The 23,024-nt window shown below is 46.2% G+C and carries 22 protein-coding genes; 3 read left to right on the top strand and 19 right to left on the bottom strand.

Features of this window, described 5'->3' with window-relative positions; translation table 11 throughout:
* Positions 1 to 17: 17 nt before the first annotated feature.
* The 5 genes from MKX34_RS22220 to MKX34_RS22240 all read right to left on the bottom strand — a co-directional run bounded on the left by MKX34_RS22220 (position 18) and on the right by MKX34_RS22240 (position 5,929).
* Entirely contained in the window at positions 18 to 2,948 is a 2,931-nt protein-coding gene (locus MKX34_RS22220; protein WP_076297379.1) for a PAS domain S-box protein, read from the bottom strand.
* 96 nt (positions 2,949 to 3,044) lie between these two features.
* Complete coding sequence (sigF, locus tag MKX34_RS22225; protein WP_036676059.1) at positions 3,045 to 3,800, bottom strand: RNA polymerase sporulation sigma factor SigF; 756 nt, start codon at positions 3,798 to 3,800, stop codon at positions 3,045 to 3,047.
* Positions 3,801 to 3,811: 11 nt separating this feature from the next.
* Complete coding sequence (spoIIAB, locus tag MKX34_RS22230) at positions 3,812 to 4,267, bottom strand: anti-sigma F factor (protein WP_036676058.1); 456 nt, start codon at positions 4,265 to 4,267, stop codon at positions 3,812 to 3,814.
* Positions 4,264 to 4,617, bottom strand: coding sequence for an anti-sigma F factor antagonist (gene spoIIAA / locus MKX34_RS22235; protein ID WP_036676057.1), 354 nt, complete (start codon positions 4,615 to 4,617; stop codon positions 4,264 to 4,266). Before spoIIAA ends, spoIIAB begins: the two co-directional genes overlap by 4 nt.
* Positions 4,618 to 4,792: 175 nt before the next feature.
* Positions 4,793 to 5,929 carry a D-alanyl-D-alanine carboxypeptidase family protein gene (locus MKX34_RS22240; protein ID WP_235219379.1) on the bottom strand — a complete coding sequence of 379 codons (1,137 nt, stop codon included), beginning with the start codon at positions 5,927 to 5,929 and terminating at the stop codon, positions 4,793 to 4,795.
* A 373-nt stretch (positions 5,930 to 6,302) separates the two neighbouring features.
* Between MKX34_RS22240 and MKX34_RS22245 the strand changes: the two genes are divergently transcribed.
* On the top strand, positions 6,303 to 7,316 hold the full coding sequence (locus tag MKX34_RS22245) for a serine hydrolase (RefSeq protein WP_051490898.1): 1,014 nt from the start codon (positions 6,303 to 6,305) through the stop codon (positions 7,314 to 7,316).
* A 109-nt stretch (positions 7,317 to 7,425) separates the two neighbouring features.
* Here MKX34_RS22245 and MKX34_RS22250 read toward each other — a convergent pair whose 3' ends face one another.
* The 9 genes from MKX34_RS22250 to MKX34_RS22290 all read right to left on the bottom strand — a co-directional run bounded on the left by MKX34_RS22250 (position 7,426) and on the right by MKX34_RS22290 (position 15,707).
* On the bottom strand, positions 7,426 to 8,757 hold the full coding sequence (locus MKX34_RS22250; protein ID WP_076297378.1) for a pyrimidine-nucleoside phosphorylase: 1,332 nt from the start codon (positions 8,755 to 8,757) through the stop codon (positions 7,426 to 7,428).
* Between the two features lie 161 nt (positions 8,758 to 8,918).
* Positions 8,919 to 9,737, bottom strand: coding sequence for a purine-nucleoside phosphorylase (locus MKX34_RS22255; RefSeq protein ID WP_036676055.1), 819 nt, complete (start codon positions 9,735 to 9,737; stop codon positions 8,919 to 8,921).
* Positions 9,738 to 9,786: 49 nt separating this feature from the next.
* Positions 9,787 to 10,965 (bottom strand): phosphopentomutase, encoded by a 1,179-nt coding sequence (gene deoB / locus MKX34_RS22260; protein ID WP_036676054.1) that lies wholly within the window; start codon positions 10,963 to 10,965, stop codon positions 9,787 to 9,789.
* A 242-nt stretch (positions 10,966 to 11,207) separates the two neighbouring features.
* Positions 11,208 to 12,101 carry a site-specific tyrosine recombinase XerD gene (gene xerD / locus MKX34_RS22265; RefSeq protein WP_076297377.1) on the bottom strand — a complete coding sequence of 298 codons (894 nt, stop codon included), beginning with the start codon at positions 12,099 to 12,101 and terminating at the stop codon, positions 11,208 to 11,210.
* A 159-nt stretch (positions 12,102 to 12,260) separates the two neighbouring features.
* Positions 12,261 to 12,494, bottom strand: coding sequence for a DUF4227 family protein (locus MKX34_RS22270; RefSeq protein ID WP_036676052.1), 234 nt, complete (start codon positions 12,492 to 12,494; stop codon positions 12,261 to 12,263).
* 162 nt (positions 12,495 to 12,656) lie between these two features.
* Positions 12,657 to 13,121, bottom strand: a complete 465-nt coding sequence (locus tag MKX34_RS22275) for a Fur family transcriptional regulator (protein ID WP_036676051.1) — start codon at positions 13,119 to 13,121, stop codon at positions 12,657 to 12,659.
* Between the two features lie 90 nt (positions 13,122 to 13,211).
* The gene (spoIIM, locus tag MKX34_RS22280; protein WP_036676050.1) at positions 13,212 to 13,862 is read right to left on the bottom strand and encodes a stage II sporulation protein M; all 651 of its coding nucleotides are present in this window, start codon (positions 13,860 to 13,862) and stop codon (positions 13,212 to 13,214) included.
* A gap of 82 nt (positions 13,863 to 13,944) precedes the next feature.
* The gene (locus tag MKX34_RS22285) at positions 13,945 to 15,144 is read right to left on the bottom strand and encodes an endonuclease Q family protein (protein WP_036676049.1); all 1,200 of its coding nucleotides are present in this window, start codon (positions 15,142 to 15,144) and stop codon (positions 13,945 to 13,947) included.
* Positions 15,135 to 15,707 carry an NUDIX hydrolase gene (locus MKX34_RS22290; RefSeq protein ID WP_036676048.1) on the bottom strand — a complete coding sequence of 191 codons (573 nt, stop codon included), beginning with the start codon at positions 15,705 to 15,707 and terminating at the stop codon, positions 15,135 to 15,137. The genes MKX34_RS22285 and MKX34_RS22290 overlap by 10 nt, the downstream gene beginning before the upstream one ends.
* 77 nt (positions 15,708 to 15,784) lie before the next feature.
* Here MKX34_RS22290 and MKX34_RS22295 point away from each other — a divergent pair, with 77 nt between their 5' ends.
* On the top strand, positions 15,785 to 15,958 hold the full coding sequence (locus MKX34_RS22295) for a hypothetical protein (RefSeq protein ID WP_155288161.1): 174 nt from the start codon (positions 15,785 to 15,787) through the stop codon (positions 15,956 to 15,958).
* A 1,223-nt stretch (positions 15,959 to 17,181) separates the two neighbouring features.
* Here MKX34_RS22295 and MKX34_RS22300 read toward each other — a convergent pair.
* On the bottom strand, positions 17,182 to 18,309 hold the full coding sequence (locus MKX34_RS22300) for a tripeptidase T (RefSeq protein WP_036676047.1): 1,128 nt from the start codon (positions 18,307 to 18,309) through the stop codon (positions 17,182 to 17,184).
* 94 nt (positions 18,310 to 18,403) lie between these two features.
* Between MKX34_RS22300 and prli42 the strand changes: the two genes are divergently transcribed.
* Entirely contained in the window at positions 18,404 to 18,505 is a 102-nt protein-coding gene (prli42, locus tag MKX34_RS22305) for a stressosome-associated protein Prli42 (RefSeq protein WP_094872112.1), read from the top strand.
* 70 nt (positions 18,506 to 18,575) lie between these two features.
* Here the strand turns inward: prli42 and lipB are convergent, their stop codons facing one another.
* From lipB to MKX34_RS22325, 4 genes are all read right to left on the bottom strand, one after another.
* Positions 18,576 to 19,295 carry a lipoyl(octanoyl) transferase LipB gene (gene lipB, locus MKX34_RS22310; RefSeq protein WP_076297376.1) on the bottom strand — a complete coding sequence of 240 codons (720 nt, stop codon included), beginning with the start codon at positions 19,293 to 19,295 and terminating at the stop codon, positions 18,576 to 18,578.
* Positions 19,296 to 19,349: 54 nt separating this feature from the next.
* Positions 19,350 to 20,720, bottom strand: a complete 1,371-nt coding sequence (locus MKX34_RS22315; RefSeq protein WP_076213641.1) for a dihydrolipoamide acetyltransferase family protein — start codon at positions 20,718 to 20,720, stop codon at positions 19,350 to 19,352.
* A gap of 145 nt (positions 20,721 to 20,865) precedes the next feature.
* Positions 20,866 to 21,852, bottom strand: a complete 987-nt coding sequence (locus MKX34_RS22320; RefSeq protein ID WP_036676034.1) for an alpha-ketoacid dehydrogenase subunit beta — start codon at positions 21,850 to 21,852, stop codon at positions 20,866 to 20,868.
* Between the two features lie 3 nt (positions 21,853 to 21,855).
* Positions 21,856 to 22,887 carry a thiamine pyrophosphate-dependent dehydrogenase E1 component subunit alpha gene (locus tag MKX34_RS22325; protein WP_036676031.1) on the bottom strand — a complete coding sequence of 344 codons (1,032 nt, stop codon included), beginning with the start codon at positions 22,885 to 22,887 and terminating at the stop codon, positions 21,856 to 21,858.
* Between the last annotated feature and the right edge of the window lie 137 nt (positions 22,888 to 23,024).

Below are 23,024 nucleotides of genomic sequence, written 5' to 3' on the forward strand. Positions count from 1 at the left end.
CTTATTATGCCCCATGATTAATCTGCAGGTATGGATATAAAGACAGCTAATCCCTTATTCTCTGGCGAAAGAAATCGTATGGTCCCATCCATACTGCGAACCCTTTCTTTCATCCCATAAATCCCCATACTCTTAATAGAATCCTCTCCTAAAAGGCTCATTCCAATTCCGTTATCTTCATAATCCAAAAGCACCTGTTGCCCTTCACTAGCTAAGGAGATACGTACTTCTGTGGCACAGGAATGTTTAGCTGCATTAGCCAAAAGTTCCTGCACAATACGGTACAGACCTATTAGAATCTCGTCTTTTAACTTATGCCTGAAAGCGTTTGACTCAAAATAAATCTGATAGTCGTTCCGCAACTGAGCAAATTCAAACAATGTCTCAAGTGAGGAAGCAAGCCCCTCATTGATTAATGCTGGTGGTCTAAGCTCATTGCAGATAATCCGCAGTTCATAGATAACATCGAGTAAACCTTCTGTGATCTGTTCTAACTGCTCCTTTAGTTCCCCCGTAACGGATTTATCACTTAAAAAATTATCAAGCTTACGATACCAGATGATCTGTTCTTGAAGTGCTGAATCATGTAAATCTTGAGCAAGCCGTTTGCGTTCATTCTCGGATAAATTAAACATAAAGCGTAGTAACCATGTCGGAGCTTGCTCGGAAGCCGCTAACTCAAGGTCCTTAGTTAGATCTTCTATGAGCAAAAAATTATCAAATAACACACTAACATAACGGGTAATCGTCTTCAGCCACACTCGAACAGAACTTATTTCTAATAAAATAGACTTCTCATTAATGGATAGAATATAGCTTTTTCTTCGGAACTCTCCGATCTTAAGTGAATAGCCCTGCTCGGTCTCAATAATCTCGCATATTTTATCATGGTTATCTTCAACTTCAACCATACAAATATTGGTAACCCGCAAGACCTCTCTAACTTCTTTTAGTAATCGTTGTTCCATGTGACTGATCTTCATCGCACCAAACAAATCTTGCGAGAATTGATCAAGACTCATCTGTAAGTTGAAATACCTTTCCTCGCTGTTCCGAATGATCTGCTCTGTAAGCTGTCTTTCCACCTCAATTTTTTTCCGATCACTGATATCCCTAAAGATAGAGATACATGCAACCTTACCCTTATATAGAATTGAGCTAGCTGTTACTTCTACATCGATAATAGATCCATCTGACCGCACGACCTTTTGTTCAATAGGAGCTAATATCCGATTGGGTCCATAATAGATTTCACGCATCCGATCTCTAGCCAGCGTTATATAGTCTGGGTGGGCCCAATTAAAAATAGAGGTGCCAATCAATTGATCCTCACTGCAAACTCCAAACAATCCTAAACAGGAAAAATTCACATAAAGGAATTTATATTCACTATGGAGTACTACCGCTTCAGGTGACATATCAATAAGCAGCCGATTGAGTTCCTCGCTTTCTCTAAGTTCACTCTCCATCTGGACCCTTTTTGTAATGTCTCTCGCTACAATCACAATACTAACTACTTCTCCATCCTCACCAAGAACAGGTGTACCCAAGCATTCCAGATCTATAATGTGACCTTTGATGTGAATAAACCGATTGTAAAACATCTTACATACTTTTGTCCGAAAAATATCCAAGATCTGTTCCCGCAACACTTCTTGTTCATCAGGATGAATATACTCCAAAATGGTTGTGTTCTTTATTGAACCAACAGGAAGACCAATAATTTTCTCACAAGAGGACGAAGCAATAATGAAGTTCCCTTGCTGATCCAGAACCCCAATCATATCCTCCATATTCTCTGTAATAAGCCTGTACTCCGCCTCCCGCTGAGCCAGCCGCTTTTCCACCTCCACAGATGCAGTGATATCTCTTGCGATAACAAAGGTACCCACAATTTGATTGTTTTCATGTACAGGGATGTTTTTCATCGACCAATGGTTAACTAATCCATTCTCGCGGACAGAAGTAACCGTGTAATGCTGCAGAACTCCGCCAACCGTTTTCTCAAAATAATCAGACATCATATGCGAATTCTCTGCACCAAATAAATTCACAATGGATAAGTTTTCTCCGAATCTATTAAAAGCTTCTCCAGTAATTTGATCTGCCGCTGGATTGATAGCTACAATGCTGCCCTGCAGATCCAATTCACACACGATATCTGGGTTATGGTCAAACAGGGATTTGTAGCGCTGCTCGCTTTTTAATAGAACCTCTTGCATCTGCTTTTTTTCCGTATGGTCGATTAAGATCCCATTGAGCCGTACCACTGCCCCTGTCTCATCCATACTGGGAATGATCCTGACTTGGACCCATCGGAGTTCACCGCTGGCATGGATGATCCGATATTCACTAAGATTGCTTATTCCTTGCCCCACTGTAGTTATAATCTTCTGAATTAAAGGCCGCTCTTCTTTAGGAGCAATTCTTAGCCAAAAGTCATCTTCCTTCGCCTGTTCTGGTGAATATCCCGTGATATTGAAAATGGCATCCGATATGAATAACATTTTCCGTGATACGTAATCGTAAGACCAAATCGCCACATCGATCGTAGCAAACATCTGCTGATACAGAGAAAAGCTACTCTCTAACTGGGCTTGAGCATTTTTTTGTTCCGTGATATCTATGATTACGCCATCTATTCTACAAACCTTATGCTCTTGATTAAAAACGGGCGTGCCTATACTTTGAACCCACTTCAGCGCTTTTGCAGGTAACTGCATACGATACTCAAGATTACATAGGTGACCAGAGTATAATTTATCTATATACGCATCAAACCGTTCAAGATCCTCACTGTACACATATTCACGTAAAAAATTGGGGTTATGCGGTAAAGCATGATCTGAACAGTCCACCCAATTCTCCAAAACATTCGACATTGTCAGCAAATTTGCTTCCATGTCAATAGACCATGAGGTCATATCCTTGTCGCCAAGTGAATGCATATTGAGATTCCCTCCACATAAAAAGCCCCCCCTTTTCGGGGCGGCTTTTTCTTCCTATTCGCTATTTCGCAAGCGTCTTTACATTTTAGCCATTATCTACTGAGCAATCTGCTCGCGGATATTCTGCAATATTTTCTTCTCCAGCCGGGATACCTGCACTTGAGAAATCCCAAGGCGACTAGCAACCTCTGACTGCGTTTGGTCACGGTAATATCGAAGATAAACAATCAGCCGTTCACGCTCGCTGAGACCTCCGATAGCCTCATTCAGTGCCAGCTTATCAAACCAGCGTTCCTGTGATTCGTCAGCGATTTGATCAATCAGCGTGATCGGGTCGCCATCATTCTCGAACACAGTCTCATGAATCGAGGTCGGTGGCTTGTTAGCTTCCTGAGCAAATACCACTTCTTCAGGCGTAACTCCCAGTGCCTCAGCAACTTCACCGATGGTAGGCAGACGGTCCAGCGTCTTAGACATTTCATCCTTCATCTTGCGGACCTTATTAGCCATCTCCTTAAGAGAACGGCTAACTTTCAAGGTTCCATCGTCGCGAAGGAAACGCTGAATCTCGCCAATGATCATCGGCACGGCATAAGTGGAGAATTTGACCTCATAGCTGAGGTCGAACTTATCAACGGACTTCAAGAGCCCGATGCAACCGATCTGGAACAAATCGTCAGGTTCATACCCGCGGTTCATAAACCGCTGCACTACCGACCAGACCAACCGGATATTGCAGCTAACTAGTGTGTCCCGGGCAAGATTATCTCCGGCCTGACTGAGCGCGATAAGACGTTTGACCTCCGCATCGTCCAAATAGGTCGGCGGAGCTTTTTTTGACTCTGCATCCATGGCTCCAACCCCTAATTGTATAAAGCTTTTTTCGAAACGATGGTTTTCTTCATTGAGATCGAAGTGCCGTGTCCCGGTTCACTAGTGACTTCAAATTCATCCATGAAATTCTCCATAATGGTAAAGCCCATGCCCGACCGCTCCAGCTCTGGCTTTGAGGTATATAGCGGCTGTTGTGCCAGCTCCAAATCCTCAATGCCCCGTCCCTGATCCTCAATGGTTAAATGTACCGTTTCGTTGTCCAGCGAAGCTGAAATAGTCACAATACCTTCCGGATCACTATCATACCCATGAATAATACAATTGGTGACCGCCTCCGACACGACTGTCTTCAGATCATTCAGCTCGTCCATTGTAGGATCAAGCCTAGAAACGAACGCCGCTACAACTACACGCGCGAATGATTCGTTCTCCGAGAGTGCAGCGAACTGCACGTTCATGAAGTTACCAGCCTTACCATTTGTCATAACGCAACCTCCAAATCCGAGAGTGCAGTGCTCTCGTCGTCATATAGGGGCATGATCTTGAACAGGCCTGACATTTCCAGAAGTCGCTTCACAGGTGCCGTTGCATCACACACCACCATTTTGCCGCCTTTACTATGGATCAGTTTATACCTTCCCAGAATTACGCCGAGACCCGAACTGTCCATAAACTGCAGATGCTTAAGACTAAGGATCAAATGCGATACCTGACCCCGCATAATCGCTTCATCCATATCCATTCTTACAAAATCGGCGGCATGATGATCGAGTTCCCCAGATAAACGGACAATCAGCACACCCCTGTGATGCTCCATTTCCACATTAGAATTCATGCTTGCCACTCTCCTCTTCGTTGCTTTGAAAACTTGGCCTTAAGAGACAGTACCCATTCTCTTCAAGGACAAGGTTTCTACGTGGCAAATCAGGAATCCTGCCTCACGACAAAACTAGAAGAAAACCCCTATGAATCTACAAAGCACATGGGCGCAATCTACAAAAAAGCTCTTTTTAATCCATGCCGAACATCGAGCCTGTTGTACGTTTAAAGAGCTTCCACCAGCCTGCTTTTGCCACAGCTTCCCCTGCTTTAAGTTCATACTCTTTAATCACTTGGGTTCCTTGGTAGACAACCAGCTTGCCTATGGACTGGCCTTCAGCCACTGGTGCCTTCACGCTTTCTGGAAGTACTAGTTCGTGACGAATGCCTTCTTGCGTCACACCTTTTTTCAAAAGAACACTATACGTCTCTTTCGCCGTAATCGGCAGCTCGGACTTCACACCCTTCTCAATCTTAAGGGTACCAATAGCGTCCCCTTCTTTGTGAATAGTGTGGATCTTATATTGCGAAAAGAGATAGTCAAACATGCCCGACACTTCACTGTTACGTGTCTTCGTGTTCGGCTCACCCAGCACAACAGCAACAGCACGCAGACCGTCTCTTGCAGCCGTAGCGGATAAGCAGAATTTTGCTTCAGCGGTATATCCTGTTTTCAGTCCATCAGCGCCTGTATAGAAACGTACAAGCTTGTTCGTGTTTACCAACCAGAATGGTTTGGTGGAATCCTTACGCAGATAATCCTGATAGGAACCGGTATATTTGATAATTCTATCATGCTTTAAAAGCTCCCGGCTAATTACCGCAATATCGTAGGCTGAGGAATAGTGATTAGCAGCTGGAAGACCGTTGCAATTGGCAAAGTGGGTATCTTTCAGACCCAGCTCTTCCGCTCTTTTATTCATCAGATCGACAAAAGCGCTCTCCGAACCCGCTATTTTCTCTGCCATCGCCACAGATGCATCATTACCGGAGGCCATAGCGATGCCTTTGAGCATCTCATCCACCGACATTTCTTCACCAGGCTCCAGGAAAATTTGCGATCCGCCCATCGATGCGGCATATTCACTCGTGCGCACCTTATCCGTCAGTTGCAGTCTTCCTTCATCCAGTGCTTCCACCGTAAGCAGCATCGTCATAATCTTCGTAATACTTGCGGGAGGCAGCTTATCATGGCTGTTCTTTTCATAAATAATAGTGCCGGTGCCTGCATCCATCAAAATCGCAGAACGCGCACCAGGCGCAAGATCTACAGCGGCAGCATTACTGCCAGAATCCTTGCTTTTTTCCTCAGCATAAGCACCTGACATCGGTCCTAGAACCGACACAACGATACAGAGCACAAGCACAGCAAAACGCATTTTTCTCACAATGGTTCCCCTCCTGAACGTTAACCTTCATATCACAGGTACTGTGTTCCAGTTTCGTCAGAAAGGGTGGAAATTATTCCATTTCTAAGTAAATAACTATAATAATTTATCCCAAGAAGTAATGTTGTTGTCAATTAAAAAAAGCCCAGCAGTAGTTGCAGAGCATTTTTATTATAGGGGAGATCAAAAAATATTTCAAATTTTAAGTATTTCCAATTTTTTCGTATTCATTTGATCCACTTTAAAGGAAAATGGAAGATTTTAACGAATGCTATTTAAGAACTTAACTGCTTATAGAGGAGTGAATATACAGATGAACCACCTTGCAGATTGTATTGAAGCAGAAGCTACACAGAACAATTTCTCTGGTGTAGTGCTGGTACAACAACATGATAAAGAAGTCAGCAGCAGCTGTTACGGTTATGCCAATAAGTCGGATAAGCGCGAAAACAATATTCATACCCGGTTCGGCATTGCTTCCGGATGTAAAATATTTACCGCGATTGCTGTCTGCCAGCTGGTCGATCAGGGATTGATTTCTTTTGAAAGTAGACTAATAGATTATCTTAAAAAGGTAGAGTTCCCTCTCTTTAGTCCTGACATCACCATTCATCAGCTACTTACGCATAGCTCTGGTATTCCGGATTATTTTGATGAAACAATTATGGATGATTTCGAGGACCTGTGGAAGGCACGGCCTATGTACACCTTGCGACAGCTTGAGGATTTTGTGCCGATGTTCCGAACCCTTCCCATGATGTGGACCCCTGGCGAACGTTTCCACTACAACAATGCCGGCTATATCTTGCTAGGCCTTCTGGTAGAGGAACTGAGTGAAATGTCTTTTTCCGATTATATAGAGCATCACATCTTTAAGCCTTGCGGAATGGAGCAATCCGGTTACTTTACGTTAGATGCCTTACCTGCCAACTGTGCACTAGGATACATAGAGGAAGAGAACGGGAACTGGAGAACCAACATCTATTCAATCCCGGTAAAAGGAGGCGCTGACGGTGGAGCTTTTGTCACTGCCCCCGACATGCAGCTATTCTGGAGCGGGTTAATGAACCATACATTATTGAGTCCAGTACTCACTTCATTATTGCTTACTCCTCATGTACATGTGGATGGCGAAGGCTATTATGGTTATGGTGTATGGATTACCCTCCGCGAAGAAAAAGTGTTCAAATTTCATATTATGGGCTATGATCCCGGTGTTTCCTTCCGGTCGGCTATCTATCCAGCTAGTGGCGAGACTGTGGTCGTATTATGTAATACAAGCAGCGGGGCTTCGCAGATTTTCAATAAGATCAATAACCAGTTATAAATATGTACCCATTGAACAAAACGCAAAGCAGCGATCTTCCCGTTATGGGAGGATCGCTGCTTACTGTCTATTTTCGGCCTTAGCCATGACAATAATTATATTACCTTGACTAGTACCGTGTTACCCCATCTTTAGTAACAAGTGCAAATACCAAAGGTTGGGCAGGAACAGGTTCAGAAGTGATACGGTAGGCTTCTAACACCTTACCTTCAGCTTCCTCAACTTTCTTCTCACTGGCATCGTTGATATGCAAGACTGCAAGCGTCTCGCCGATCTCTACAGCATCTCCAACCTTTTTGGAGAGTTGAATCCCCACAGCCAGATCGATTACGGATTCCTTAGTTTCACGTCCAGCTCCAAGCAGCATAGCCGCAACGCCAATTTCCTCGGCCTGAATACCTTCTATGAACCCCTTCGTTTTCGCCTTCACTTCAATGAATCGCTTAGCAGTAGGGAGCTTCTCCGGAGAATCAATTTGCGATACATCTCCACCTTGTGCCTTCACGATTTGTTTGAACTTCTCTAGCGCACTGCCATCTTCAATATGCGTCATAAGAATCGAACGTGCCTCCGCTTCATCCTTGGCTTTGCCGCCAAGAACAAGCATCTGGCTGCCCAGAATAAGACAGACCTCCTGTAGATCCTTTGGACCATGACCCTTCAAGGTCTCGATTCCTTCCTTAATTTCCAACGCATTTCCGATCCCGTAACCAAGCGGCTGGTCCATATCACTGATGATTGCAACGGTATTGCGACCCAGATGCGTTCCAATGTCAACCATCGCCTGAGCGAGTGCTATAGAATCATCCAGCGTCTTCATAAAAGCACCGCTGCCTGTTTTGACATCCAACACGATCGCATCCGCACCTGCCGCAATCTTCTTGCTCATCACAGAGCTTGCAATAAGGGGGATGGATTCAACTGTTGCAGTTACATCCCGAAGGGCATACAGCTTTTTGTCTGCGGGTGTAATGTTGCCCGACTGACCGATCACGGCAGCCCCGATCTCTCCTACTTGGTCAAAGAAACGCTCATGAGCCATCTCGATAGAGAAACCACTGATGGACTCCAGCTTATCGAGCGTGCCTCCAGTGTGCCCAAGTCCACGACCGGACATCTTCGCTACCGGTACTCCAGCAGAAGCTACCAAGGGTGCCAATACTACAGTTGTTTTATCGCCCACTCCGCCTGTGGAGTGTTTATCGACTTTAATACCTGCGATTGGGCTAAGATCTACTTGATCGCCGGACATCGCCATTTCCATCGTTAGATCGCCGGTTTCCCGCGCGTTCATGCCTTGAAAATAAACAGCCATTGCCCAAGCAGAGAGCTGATAATCAGGCACTTCACCTTTACTGTAGCCCTGAATTAGAAAGGAAATTTCCTCACGACTCAGCTCTCCACCATCTCTTTTTTTCTGAATAATATCGACAGCTCTCATATTACACCTGCACTTCACGGACAATTGCGCGAGCAAGTCCGATAAATTTTGGTCTAGTCAAATTAGTTACCTTCATTATCTGTTCAAACGTCAATGGCTCAAGTTCATTCACTTGTGTCATAGATTGGACCTCCCAAAAATTCAAAATGCAGTACCCGAAATTACATTTTCGGAATAAAGCCCAACACCAGCTTCAGGAAACGCTCACGCACACGGTCTGCAGTTTCCATAACCTCTTCATGGTTGAGAGGTTGATCCAGAATTCCCGCAGCCATGTTAGTAATACAGGAGATACCCAATACCTCGATACCTGCATGACGGGCAACAATGGTTTCCGACACAGTAGACATGCCCACAGCGTCAGCCCCTAGATGACGAAGCATTACGATTTCAGCAGGTGTTTCGTAGCAAGGTCCCAGCAGACCTGCATATACGCCTTCTTTGAATTCGAAATTCTGCTGCGCTGCCGTTTCCTTCGCTACCTTGATTAGGCGGCGACTATAAGCGGTTGACATATCCGGGAAGCGCACGCCCAGTGCAGGATCATTAGGTCCTATTAACGGGTTCCGCCCCGTCATATTAAGATGATCCGTAAGGAGCATAAGATCGCCCGGCGTGAAATCTGTGTTCACTCCACCAGCAGCATTAGTTACTAATAGGCTGGCTATACCAAGTTCTTTCATAACCCGAACAGGGAATGCCGTTACCTCCGGTCCATATCCCTCATACATATGAAAGCGGCCCTTCATCATCACGACACGGCGTCCTTCAATCATACCGATCAGCAGTTCTCCCTCATGCCCTTCTACAGTGGACACAGGGAAGTGAGGAATCTCATCATATGGAATGCTGATTCCATCGGTGATCAGGTCTGCCAGCACACCGAGTCCTGAACCAAGGATCAATCCAATTTCCGGAGCCACCGGACATTTGTCTTTTATATAAATGGCTGCTTCTTGAATTTCTTTTTGAGTTAACATGCTATGGATGATCCTCCTTAATGAATGTTGTGGCGCAACCCACATCCTTTTATTGCAGTTTCGCTAAAAAGCTTGTCCCATACTGCGGCGCCTTCGCACCGAAATTATCAGCAATGGTTGCGGCAACATCCGAGAAGGTCTCACGAATACCTAAGCTATCTGGATGCTTAAGGCGTGGGCTGTAAATAAGCAGTGGCACATATTCACGAGTATGATCTGTTCCGCTATGGATTGGATCATTCCCATGATCTGCTGAAATAATCAACAGGTCATCTTCACCAAGCGTGGATAGAATTTCAGGCAGCGCCTGATCGAATACTTCCAGTGCATGACCATATCCTTCCGGATCGCGACGGTGTCCATATAAAGAGTCAAAATCCACCAGATTCGTGAACAGCAAGCCATTGAACGGTTGGCGAAGTTGCTCAATGGTGACTTCGATACCATGTTCATTGCTCTTCGTAGGGTAAGAAGCTGTAACCCCTTCACCTGTGAAAATATCGTTGATCTTTCCTACCGCGATAACATCTTTTCCGATATCAGCCAGCGCGTTCATTACCGTTGGTTCCGGTGGTTTCACGGCATAATCATGGCGATTTGAGGTCCGTACGAACTTTCCTGGTTCGCCAACATATGGACGAGCAATAACACGCCCTACGGAGAATTCTGGAGCCATAGTTAGCTCACGGGCGATTTTACATGCGCTGTATAGCTCTTCCAGTGGAATGATATCTTCATGTGCCGCAAGCTGGAATACACTGTCCGCAGAGGTGTAGACAATCCAAGCTCCGGTCTTCATCTGCTCTTCGCCATATTCAACTAGAATTTCCGTACCGGAAGCTGGTTTATTACCGATCACTTTCCGACCAGTTGCTGCTTCGAATTTCTCAATCAATTCTGCCGGAAATCCATCCGGATACGTATTGAATGGAACCTCGATCTTCAGCCCCATCAGCTCCCAGTGCCCGGTCATCGTATCCTTACCGACAGATACTTCCTGCATCTTGCCATAATATCCTGTTGGTGAAGCTACAGGTTCAAGCGGCGGCAGCGGAGCAATATTAGCTAATCCTAACTGCTGTAGGTTAGGGAGTTTCAATCCGGGAACACGGTTCAAAATATGACCAAGCGTATGTGAACCCGCATCACCAAAATTCGCAGCATCTGGAGCTTCTCCGATACCTACACTATCCAGAACAATAAAACCAATTCGTTTAAATGAGGACATATTGTCTTCACTCCTTTTTTAATATAGATCGTTAGTTCATTCGTTTGCACCAACAAGAAGAAACGGCTGTACCTTCTCCCGGAAGTCAGATGCTTCCGTAGCTAGCGATACAATGTATCGCCTGTCAGGTATCCGTTTCTGCCAAAGGATAACCTGTGGAAAATTACCCATTCCCCAGTCTATCCTATAAGTATGATTCCATCATAACTATCTTACTCACAAAAAGCATCTTTGAAGCATGATCAGCGAGCTCTGGGATGATGGCTCTCATATACTTCCTTCATATTCTTACGGGCGATACCGTTATAAATCTGAGTCGTCGAAATATCAGCATGACCCAGCATTTGTTGTACGGAACGCAAATCCGCTCCACCTTCCAGTAAATGGGCGGCGAAGGAATGCCTAAGCGTATGCGGTGTAATATCCTGCTCAATGTTTGCTTCCCGTGCGTATTTTTTTATGATTTTCCAGAACCCCTGGCGGGTTAATCGCCCACCTAGGCTATTCAGGAACATGGCCGGCTCCTCCTGATGATCACGAAGCAGCTTGTCCCGCATAAGAGAAGTGTAAGCTGCTACACTCTCAGCAGCAATGGTTCCAATGGGAACCACTCGTTCCTTGCCCGAAGTCCCTGTACAGCGCGCAAACTTCATGTCCGTATGCACATCGTCTACGTTAAGAGAAATCAATTCAGAAACCTTTATCCCCGTTGCGTAGAGCAATTCCAGCATTGCCTTATCGCGCATCCCTTGTGCTGTACTCACATCTGGAGCAGCCAGCAGCCGCTCAACCTCCGAAACCGCAAGCACCATAGGTGGCTTCTTATCAGGCTTCATGGTTTCCATGTCCAGTGTTGGATCCTGCTCAATTAAACGTTCCTTCAACAAATAATGAAAAAAGGCCCGCAGGGACACCGCGTTTCTGTTGAGCGTTGCAGTGGCTCTTCCCGCTCCGCGTAAGGAGCCAAGATATAACATCACATGAGCTCTTCGGATTTCTTCAGGCTGTTCAGCCCCCCGCTCTTCAGCAAACTCTAGAAACTGCGATACATCCCTACCGTAAGATTCCAGTGTATTCGGGGACAAGCCTTTATCTCCGGACAAATAATGTAAAAAAGGCTGCAAGTGTGACTTCATTATTTCACGCTCCTGTCCTGGCGCAGCTACTCTTAGTGTCTTCCTGCAGCACATTCAGCATGAGGCTTCAGCAGATGTGTACACAACTCTTACTCTGCATAAATCCACCCTAGCTTTCTTCGACATTCTTCTCGCTTGTTCCTGCTTCCTGCGGAGCTTTCATTCTCCGAACCAGTAATAGAAACGTAAGCGCTGCCTTGCATCCAGACCATCATCACCAACCTCGGCGTGATCAAATGCCCGAACAGCAGTGCCTTCAGGAATTCCATAGTTCTCTATCGGACTAAGCCATTCCCCTAGCCAGCTCATAGCATAGTAGAGTAAATAGCTTAGAGCCACAAACATGATCATAAAATACAGCTTGCGCACTGTTTTGGGCACAGAAACAATCATAAGGACGCCTCCTATTACATATAAATGAATTCTGCTCGTCCTTCATTTTATGCTCCAAAAAAGGCTGATATGTATGGCTCTAATAGACTAATCATTTAAAAAGCCCCCTCCGGTATAGGAACCGGGGAGGACTTGTGAAGTTAATTCTTAATATAAGATAACTTAGGATGGATTTCCGTCTGTATTGTTCTTATCAGTACAGCGGTAGCAAATCCCATGGAAATCAAGTCTATGATCAAGCACTGTGAAATTAAACTCTTTCTCCAGTCGCTCTTCCAGCGGACCGAGCCAATCCTCGCGAATCTCATCCATACTGCCGCATTGCACACAAATTAAGTGATGATGATGATGCTTCGCAGTATCTGTTCGCAAATCATACCGGGCTACACCGTCGCCGAAATTGATCTTTTCTACGACATGTAGCTCACTGAGAAGTTCGAGGGTACGATACACAGTCGCAAGACCGATCTCGGGAGCTTTCTCCTTCACGAGCATAAATACGTCTTCCGCGCTAAGATGATCTTCCTCATTCTCCAGCAGCACTCTTAAGGTCGCTTCCCGTTGGGGTGTAAGCTTGTATCCTTGGGATTGTAACTGTTGCTTAATCTTGTCTATCCGTGCTTCCACCTGTCTCCCTCCCCCTTGGATAATTACCGCACCGGTCTTCAAACCACTTCTTCCATTATAGGGGGTGTCGCTTTCAGAAGTCAAACGCTTTTACTGCACAGTCAAGGTCGTCACCGCTTGTACAAGTGAAGGCGTGACCCAACGCATCATGGTTGGTGTAACCCAGGTCTCAAAACATGAAATACCCAGGATCAAAAGCGCCATCACAAATGACAATATAGTGTACATGGTAAAAGGACGAGTCACTGGCGTCCGGCGTTGTCCCATCACCCGGCTGCGGATCATCTGCAAGGAAAAAGCTATCGCAGCTGCACTGCTAACCAGCAGCACAGGGATCAGCACCAGATTATGTGGAGCCACAGAAACTAACGCGAACAACATCCCATGCCAAGAATATTGACTGACCAGACAGCCAACCGTAAAACCGATCAGTACCCCTTTTAAAAAATCAAGAATCAAAATTCCTGGCAGCCCAATGACCGACAACCCAAGAATCCAGATCAGTCCGATCCATTTCAGATTCAAGGCTGCTATACTCCAGTACGAATCAGGTGCGGCTGGCAGACCTTGCTGATCAACCGTAACAAAGAAATTCCCCAGATAATCCCCCAGCTCCTGCTGCTGATCCATCGTAAGCGCACTAACGATAAGAGCTCCAAATACAACACCTACCAGAAATAATACGCCGACAAAAATATACAGAGGCGTCTGTTCCTTCATCATCAGCCGTAAATTACGCATTTGGGACGTTCCCCTTTCCGGTTACATGTTACACCATATGAGAAAACGTCCCGCGATATGACTTGTCCTTTAGGTAATGACTCTACTTTCTGGGCTGTACCACTTTACCGTACGTCCCGCCACCGCCTGCTGATAGCTCCAAAATGCCAGAGCGGGCCTGGACGATCATCGACGCCAGATCCGCACCTACAACGCTGGCAATTTCCGCTTCACCACAACCATGTAAAATGTTCATCTCAGTTCCAAATGCTTGCAGTAACGCGTTCATCTTCGCCTTCCCTAACCCCGGGATAAATTCAAGCGGAACCTGATAATGATAGGGTGGACGGTCAGCAGGCACTAACGGCGTCTTGCGGTCAGCAATATCTAGGATCCGGTCGAAGACACCTCTAACCAGCTTAAGACTGCCGCAATATTGGCAACGATCCGCGTTGACATAAGCCTCATCAATAATACTGCCGCAGCCCCCGCAATAGCTCCGGTGGTATTTGCCAAGCCGCGGATTAAGTCCGAAATTAGCACTTACCTTCCGCCCATTTTTACGTTCCAGTGCAAGCCGCAGTTCAGCGAACGAAGGCCGTGCCAGCTCCATCACATTATACTCACGCCCTAACTTACCCAGTGAATGCGCATCTGAGTTGGTTAGAAACGTGAAATCATCCAGTTCAGAGAGATATCCAGCCATTTCGGAATCTGCACTCAGCCCAAGTTCAACCGCAGCTATGCGTCCCAGATCAAAGATGTCCGCCATACGCTCGGCTGCACAGCCGTACAAGCCCTTGTGAGGCGTAAAAATATGTGCAGGGATAAGAATGCCTCCCCGCCCGTAAATCTCATCCTGAAGCTCCCTAGCCGGAGCATACAGGCGCTGGGAACTTAGATTCACATTCCGCATATAGCGGCTCATCCACGCACTAAAGTCGGTCATGCGTTCCACGTCCGGCATGTAAGCGAGCACATGGCACTCTTTTCGCCCAGGCTCGCGGATTTCAATCTCTGTCCCCAGAATGATCGTAGTCCCTCGGTAAGCAATCCCTCCACCTTCAGCTAACGTCATCTCTCCAGATTCCAAAGAGCGCTGAATATCCCGCAGTACGCCAGGTGAATGACTGTCTATAATACCGATCATTTCTAGTCCCTTGCGCTCTGCAGCTTCTTTGGCAATGCCCGCAAAGGTAAGCTCGCGGCTGCCGCTAATTTTGACAGCCTGACCTTCCGACGTTCGTCCAATATGAACATGCAAATCGCAATAGAAACTCTTCAGTTCAGTTGTTAATTCCATTGGCCTGTCAGCGTGTATAGATGCCAAGCGTACACTGCCATCATCGTTTTTGCATCCGCGATGCGCCCGTCAGCCATATATTGATACGCTTCCTCCAGGGTAAGCTCCGAAACCTCTAGAAATTCATCCTCGTCCAGTGACATATCCCCTGGTTGAGCGTTAGTAGTCACATACAAATGAATAATCTCATCGGCGAAGCCGGGAGAAGTATAGAAGGATTTAAGCAATTTCAGATCTCCACTGTGAAATCCAGTCTCTTCCTGAAGTTCACGACCAGCCGCAACTAATGGATCTTCACCTTTATCCAGCTTCCCAGCCGGAATTTCTACCTCAGTGCGTTGCATGGGCTGACGGTATTGCTCTACAACAAGCATTTTGTTGTTGTTTAAAGCAAGCACCGCTACGGCGCCAGGATGCTTCACAACTTCACGTGTCGCAGTATTTCCATCAGGCAGTCTCACTGTGTCCACCTGCAAAGATATAATCTTCCCATCAAAAACAGGCTGTGTAGACAATGTCACTTCATCAAGCTCGGGTTTGCTGTGCAAATGTTGTTCTCCCATAAAGTTTCTGGTCTCCTTTTTCTCTATTGTGCATACGGTGTATTATAGCAAACTTAAAGGGAAAGAAGGAATTTCAGATGAACGAAATCTTCAGCCGTACAAGCTCATCCGCAGTTATGATGGTAGGTAAGCCGGAGGAAATAAAGGCCATCTTGGCTGGATGGATCCAGCAGTATGGGCGCGATATGCCCCTGGCATACATTCTTTCCCTGCACGATCAATCTACAATCCTTCCGTCCAAGGCAGGATGAATTCATCCTCTCCTTTGGGACTTAGCCATACATGTTCACACAACTATAGGGGTGTCTCAAAAGCCATGAAATGGCTGCTGGGGCACCCCAGTCTTTTTGCGTCCTCCCCGATTAGAGGGACTTTTGTGCTTACGATGCTGGTATTGGGCACAAGTTGTTTGATTAAGCGACTATCGCGCTTACGATGTTGATATCTAGCACAACTTGTTTGATTAGATCGCTATTGCGCCTATCTTTGTACGCTATCGGACTCAGTTGACCTTAAACACACGTTTTCCCCACTTGCTATGCTGTCGGACCCCATTGCCGCTATCAGCATGAAAAACACACTATATGTTCCTCTTCCTAAGGAATAGCTGCACTGGTGTCCGAAATTCTGCTCAAATGGCGATAATATTGCTTATAGCGTCATCTGGGTCCTTTAGTCTCAAGAGAGAGGGCGGACTTGACGCTATCTGTTGTGTCTCGGTGCTATCGAATGTGACTCGTTGCTGTGTGATGTGTCTCGGCACTATGTGATGTGACTCGCGCTGTCGGATGTGTCTCGCACTATCGGATGTGACTCGTGCTATCGGACTCAGTTGACCTTAAACACACCTTTCTCGTACTTTTGCGATGCTATCGGACCCCAGTGCAGCTATCAGCACAAAAAACACACTATATACTCCTCTTTTTAAGGATTAGCTGCGCTGGTGTCCGAAACTCTGCTCAAATGGCGATAATATTGCTTATAGCGTCATCTGGGTCCTTTTGCCTCAAGAGAGGGGACGGACTTGACGCTATCGGACACAGCTGCCCTTAAACACACCTTTTCCCCTTTTGCTATGCTATCGGACTCCATTGCCGCTATCAGCATGAAAAACACACTATATGCTCCTCTTCCTAAGGAATAGCTGCACTGGTGTCCGAAATTCTGCTCAAATGGCGATAATTTTGCTTATAGCGTCATCTGGGTCCTTTAGCCTCAAGAGAGGGTGGTGACTTGACGCTATCGCTCTCTGCACATGGATATGCCTATGGACCCCAGTGTCGCTACTGGCATGAAGACTTCATCGGAGCATTCCGAAAATTTCTACTTCGAGACTCGCCAAAAGCGGCGTTAGAGGTCGCATGACTTTTTTTGGATTTACCTTGATATTGCTACACTAAACTCCCCATAAAAAAATGCAGAGCAGCAATCCTCCGTTACGGTAAGATCGCTGCTCTGCTGTTTTATAAGGCAATTAGCCCTTTGCGCTCTCTTTTACAATATTCACAACGAGTTCAGCCACTTTAACGATATCTTCGGCTTTAATCCGTTCCTTGGTAGTATGGATATGTTCATAACCCACTGCAAGGTTAACAGTCGGAACATCTAGACCGTTGAATACATTAGCGTCACTACCTCCGCCAGAGTGGAACAGACGTGGAGTAAGCCCCATAGAAGTAATGGCCCGCTGTGCAAGCTGCACTACTGCATCATGCTCATTAAAGCTAAAAGCAGGGTAGATGATTTCACTGCGGAATTCGCATTCTGCGCCGTATTCCCGCACAGTTGTCTCGAGTGCTTCGCGCATCGAAGCGATTTGATCGCCTACCTTCTCCTGCACAATACTGCGTGCTTCTGCATCCAACTGAACGTGATCACACACTACATTCGTTGGGCCGCCGCCAGCGAACTTTCCAATATTCGCTGTGGTTTCATTATCAATACGACCCAGCTTCATGGCTGCAATCGCTTTGCTAGCGACTTGAATTGCGCTGATGCCGTCCTCAGGGTTCACGCCAGCATGAGCCGATTTCCCAAAGATTTGCATCGTGATTTTAGCCTGTGTCGGTGCTGCCACCGCAATCGCTCCAACTTCACCATTGGAATCAAGTGCAAAGCCGAAGTCAGCATCCAAGTTACTTGGATCCATCGAACGTGCGCCCAGCAATCCAGATTCTTCACCCGCTGTAATCACGAATTGAATCTGACCATGCGGAAGCTTTTGCTCTTGGATAACACGAATGGCTTCGAACAACGCAGCAAGCCCTGCTTTGTCATCGGCTCCAAGAATCGTAGTGCCATCACTTGTAATCCATCCATCTGAACCAAGTGTAGGCTTGATATTTTGTCCGGGAACAACCGTATCCATATGGCAAGTGAACAGAAGCTTTGGAGCAGCTCCTCCATTCTCAGCTGGCCAGGTAATGAATAGATTACCTGCTCCATGTCCGGTTCTTTCCTGGGAATCGTCTTCGAGCACTTCTAAACCCAGTGCGTTAAACTTACTCTTAAGGACATCGGCAATCTGCCGTTCATTTCTTGTTTCGCTATCAACTTGGACAAGTTCCATAAACTCCTGAATCAATCGGTCTTGTGAAATCACTGGACTTCCCTCTCTTTCGTGAATACGGTACAATGGTTGTACGGCATTACCATCTTCATGTTAATAACTTAAACTAAATCTAAAGGAGTTACCCATGCAACGTAATAAATGGTTCAAGATCTTCATCTACGTCATGTTGTTTGCCATGATTGCCTCTACGCTATTTATGGTTATCGAGCCGTTCCTTGCAGGTTAAACATTGCTCAGGAAGCATTAATAATAGCGGCTAGGAACACCTTGCCGCTATTTGGCCTGCACGTTTGTTCTTAATCAGCCTTTGCTATATCACAGAAAGTATCCATCAGCTCTTCATATGGAAAATGTTTCAAGAAATATGGGACCAGCTCTCTAGCCACCTCTTGAAGCTCAAATCGACGACCTGCACATTCCTCTAGAGAAGTTATTCCAAAATCGGTGATCCCGCATGGAATAATCCCTTGAAACCCGCGCGCCGCAATCCCCTCAGAAATGTTAAAAGCAAAACCATGACTGGTAATAAAACCTCTTCGAAATTTACTCTTATTAAACTTCACACCAATAGCACAGATCTTCTCATCGCCAACCCATACTCCGGTATACTCCGGTTTACGATCTCCGACAATTCCGTAGGATGCCAAATAATCAATAATAACAGCCTCCAGACTGCGCAAGTACCCATGCAAATCCACTTTGCCATCCTCTCCGAGCTTAAGGATCGGATAACCTACAAGCTGACCTGGTCCGTGATATGTAATATCTCCTCCGCGATCGATTTCAAACAGCGCGATTCCTTTTTCTTCGAGCTGCTCTTGATCCAAGAGAAGATGTTCAGGATGATTTTGTGAACCGATAGTATAGGTAGGCGGATGCTGCAAAAGAATAAGTCGCTCCGGCTGCTCGCCAGAATCAATGGCATGCACACTTTCTTTTTGCAGCTCCCAGGCAGTCCCATACTCCATAATGGGGTCATATGAAATCTGCAGCTTACGAAAATCCGTATTTTTCATACCGTCAGGTCCCCTTTTCCAGTCTCCTGCCTGCACAGTTTGGCTAGTTATTCATTAATAGAGCTTAGTGTCCGGTGTATATCCTTCTATATTATCCTTGACGCGTTGCAAGAAACGGCCACAAATGACTCCGTCCAGAATCCGGTGATCCAGGGACAGACAAATATTAGCCATTGAGCGAACAGCGATCATATCATTGATGACCACAGGCTTTTTCACAATCGATTCAAAGGTCAGAATCGCTGCTTGTGGATAGTTAATGATTGGATAAGAAAGAATGGAGCCAAACGAGCCTGTATTATTTACAGTGAAAGTCCCTCCCTGCAAATCTTCCAGACTAAGTTTGCCTTCGCGTGTTTTTTGTGCCAATTCATCAATCTCACGAGCCAACCCAGCGACATTTTTCTGATCAGCCTTCTTAATCACAGGAGTGATAACCGAATCTTCTGTACCTACCGCTAACGAGATATTGATATCACGTTTGACAATAATTTTGTCTACAGCCCAGACAGAGTTCATAATCGGGTAATCCTTAATCGCACTCACAACAGCCTTCATCATGAAAGCCAGATAGGTTAGATTGATGCCTTCCTTGCGCTTGAATTCTTCCTTATGTTTATTGCGCAGCGCTACCAGATTAGTCACGTCCACCTCAATCATCGTCCAAGCATGTGGAATCTCCGAGACACTCTGGCGCATTCTTGTAGCAATTGTGTTTCGGATTGGTGTTACATCAATCAGATATTCCGAACTGCTTCCTCGTCCACCCTCAACCTCTATCGTTGGAATACGCGGAGATTCGCTCAAATGTAGCCCGGAATGGCGAAGAGGCTCTTCCGCTTTCTTCACTTCGGTTTGAACAAACTGTGGAGCTGGTGGTTGTGATACAGACGGGGCAGGCTGACTAGCAGGAGTTGAAGCTGCGGATGTAGCTCCACCTTTTTCTAAGAAGGTTAGCACATCTTTACGGGTAATTCTGCCACCCATACCTGTACCAGTAACCAACGATAGATCAATGTTATGCTCAGCAGCCAGTGTCTGTACTGCAGGAGAATAACGAGCACGCATCGAATCGCCAGCATTTGCAGTGGACTTCTGCCCTGCAACATCATTAGAAGCATTCGATGCAATTGTCGTCTGATTCGTACTTGGAGCAGCAGCAGAGGCAGCCACAGGAACTGCAATACGGCAAATCACTTCGCCGACATTAACAACCTGACCTTCTTCCGCCAAAAGCTCACCCATAACTCCATCTACAGTCGAAGGCAATTCCGCATTTACTTTATCAGTGATAAGCTCACATATTGGTTCGTATTGCTCTACCGGATCGCCCGGTTTCTTCAGCCATTTGCCGATCGTCGCCGATACTAGCGATTCCGCCAGCTGCGGCATGATCACGTCAGTCAACTTTTGGTTGTCAGACATCTTTTCACTCCTTAAAAGTTTTACGAAGCATTGACTCTTAGAAAGACTACATAGTAAAACTTGCTTCGTAAGCATATTCTTAAAGTTTTACGAAGCTTCGTAAGCATCACCTGAGTTTTAGGAAGCTTCGCATCTACTTAACAAATTAATATTGTGCTAGCCGGAGCATTTCCGCCTTCACTTTTTCTTTACTTAGCATGAAAAACTTCTCCATTGGCGGGCTGATTGGCATCGCCGGAACATCGGGACCACAGAGACGGAAGATCGGTGCATCCAGCTCGAACAGACAATGCTCAGCGATAATGGCCGCCACTTCGCCGCCAATTCCGCCTGTTTTATTATCTTCATGCACAATCAATACCTTACCGGTCTGACGGGCAGCAGCAATAATCGCATCACGATCCAGCGGTTGCAAGGTACGCAGATCAAGAATATGTGCTGTAATTCCTTCCTCGCGTTCCAATTCTTCCGCAGCCTGCATAGCAAAATGCAGCGGAAGACTGTAGCCAATCACCGTAATATCCGTTCCCTCACGCAACAGATTAGCTTCGCCAATTGGAACGGTGTAATCCCCTTCCGGCACTTCTTCCTTGATCAGCTTGTAACACTTTTTGTTCTCAAAGAAAAGAACCGGATCAGGATCACGTACGGCTGCCTTCAACAAACCTTTAGCATCATAAGCGGAGTAAGGCGCTACAATCTTCAATCCAGGTGTACCAAAGAAAATCGATTCTGGACACTGTGAATGATACAAACCGCCGAACACCCCGCCGCCAATAGGGGCACGAATGACAACCGGGCAACTCCAATCGTTATTTGAACGATAACGGATTTTAGCCGCTTCACTAATGATTTGATTCGTCGCTGGAAGCATAAAGTCGGAGTATTGCATTTCAGCAATTGGTTTCATTCCGTACATAGCTGCTCCGATGGCTACACCAGCAATCGCTGATTCAGCGAGGGGTGTATCCATAACCCGCTCTTCGCCAAACTGTTCCTGTAGACCTTTAGTTGTGGTAAATACGCCGCCTTTGAGACCAACGTCCTCACCAAGCACGAACACGGAATCATCGCGCTCCATTTCTTCCTTCATCGCGAGCCTGATGGCATCGATATATTCCATTATAGCCATGGTTTATGCCCCTCCTTTGAGGTCGGAATCACTGTATACATGCAGCAGTGTGTCTTCCGGTTTCGGGAACGGAGCATTATCGGCATATTCGATAGCCGCTTTAAGCTCAAGATTGCATTCAGCAGCAAGATCTTGTTCTTGCTCGTCACTCCACAATCCCAGACCGATCAAGTAATTACGGAATCCTGCTACGCCGTCCTTCTTCCAGTTCTCATCAACCTCTTCTTTGGTCCGGTAAGCCAGATCATTATCTGAGGTGGAGTGTGGAGACAAACGGTACATCATCGCTTCAATCAGCGTAGGACCTTCACCCGCGAGGGCTCTTTCCCGCGCTTCCTTAACGACACGATAAACCTCAAGCGGATCGTTTCCGTCTACACGCACACCAGGAAATCCATAACCCAGCGCACGGTCGCTAACCTTGCCGCCTAACTGTTTATGAACAGGAACAGAGATTGCGTACTGATTGTTCTGGCACATGATAATAACCGGCAGCTTATTCACTCCGGCAAAGTTACAAGCTTCATGAAAATCCCCCTGATTGCTGGAACCTTCACCGAAGGTTACAAAGGAGACGAATTTCTTCTTCTGCATTTTGGCCGCCAGAGCAAAGCCAACCGCATGAGGGACCTGCGTGGTTACAGGGCTTGACCCTGTCACAATACGCAGACGTTTGCTGCCAAAGTGACCCGGCATTTGCCGCCCACCACTGTTTGGGTCTTCTGCCTTTGCGAATACGGACAACATAAGTTCGCGTGTAGTCATACCCACTGAGAGCACGAAAGCATAATCGCGGTAATACGGTAAAAAATAATCATTTTGCCGGTCCAGCGCGAACGCCGCCGCCACCTGACCCGCCTCCTGGCCTATGCCGGAGACATGAAAGTTGATCTTGCCAGCGCGCTGAAGCAGCAGACTGCGCTCATCGTATTTACGAGCGAGCGACATATATCTGTACATATCGATGACCTGGCCGTCACTAAGTCCAAGCTGCTTATGTCTGTTAATCGTTTCTACAGTACCTTGGGATTCCATAAAGAGATACCTCCTTATTCATAAAGCCTGAAGTCTTACAGGAATTAAGACCAATTGTGCCCTGATCTTAAAACCTGGTACTAAGACTTGGCTTGAGTATATTATAATCCCTTTCTACCCAAAAAGAAAAGCTAAGA

Origin of the sequence: Paenibacillus sp. FSL R5-0636 (assembly GCF_037974255.1) — a bacterium.
GTDB lineage: Bacteria > Bacillota > Bacilli > Paenibacillales > Paenibacillaceae > Paenibacillus_AQ > Paenibacillus_AQ odorifer.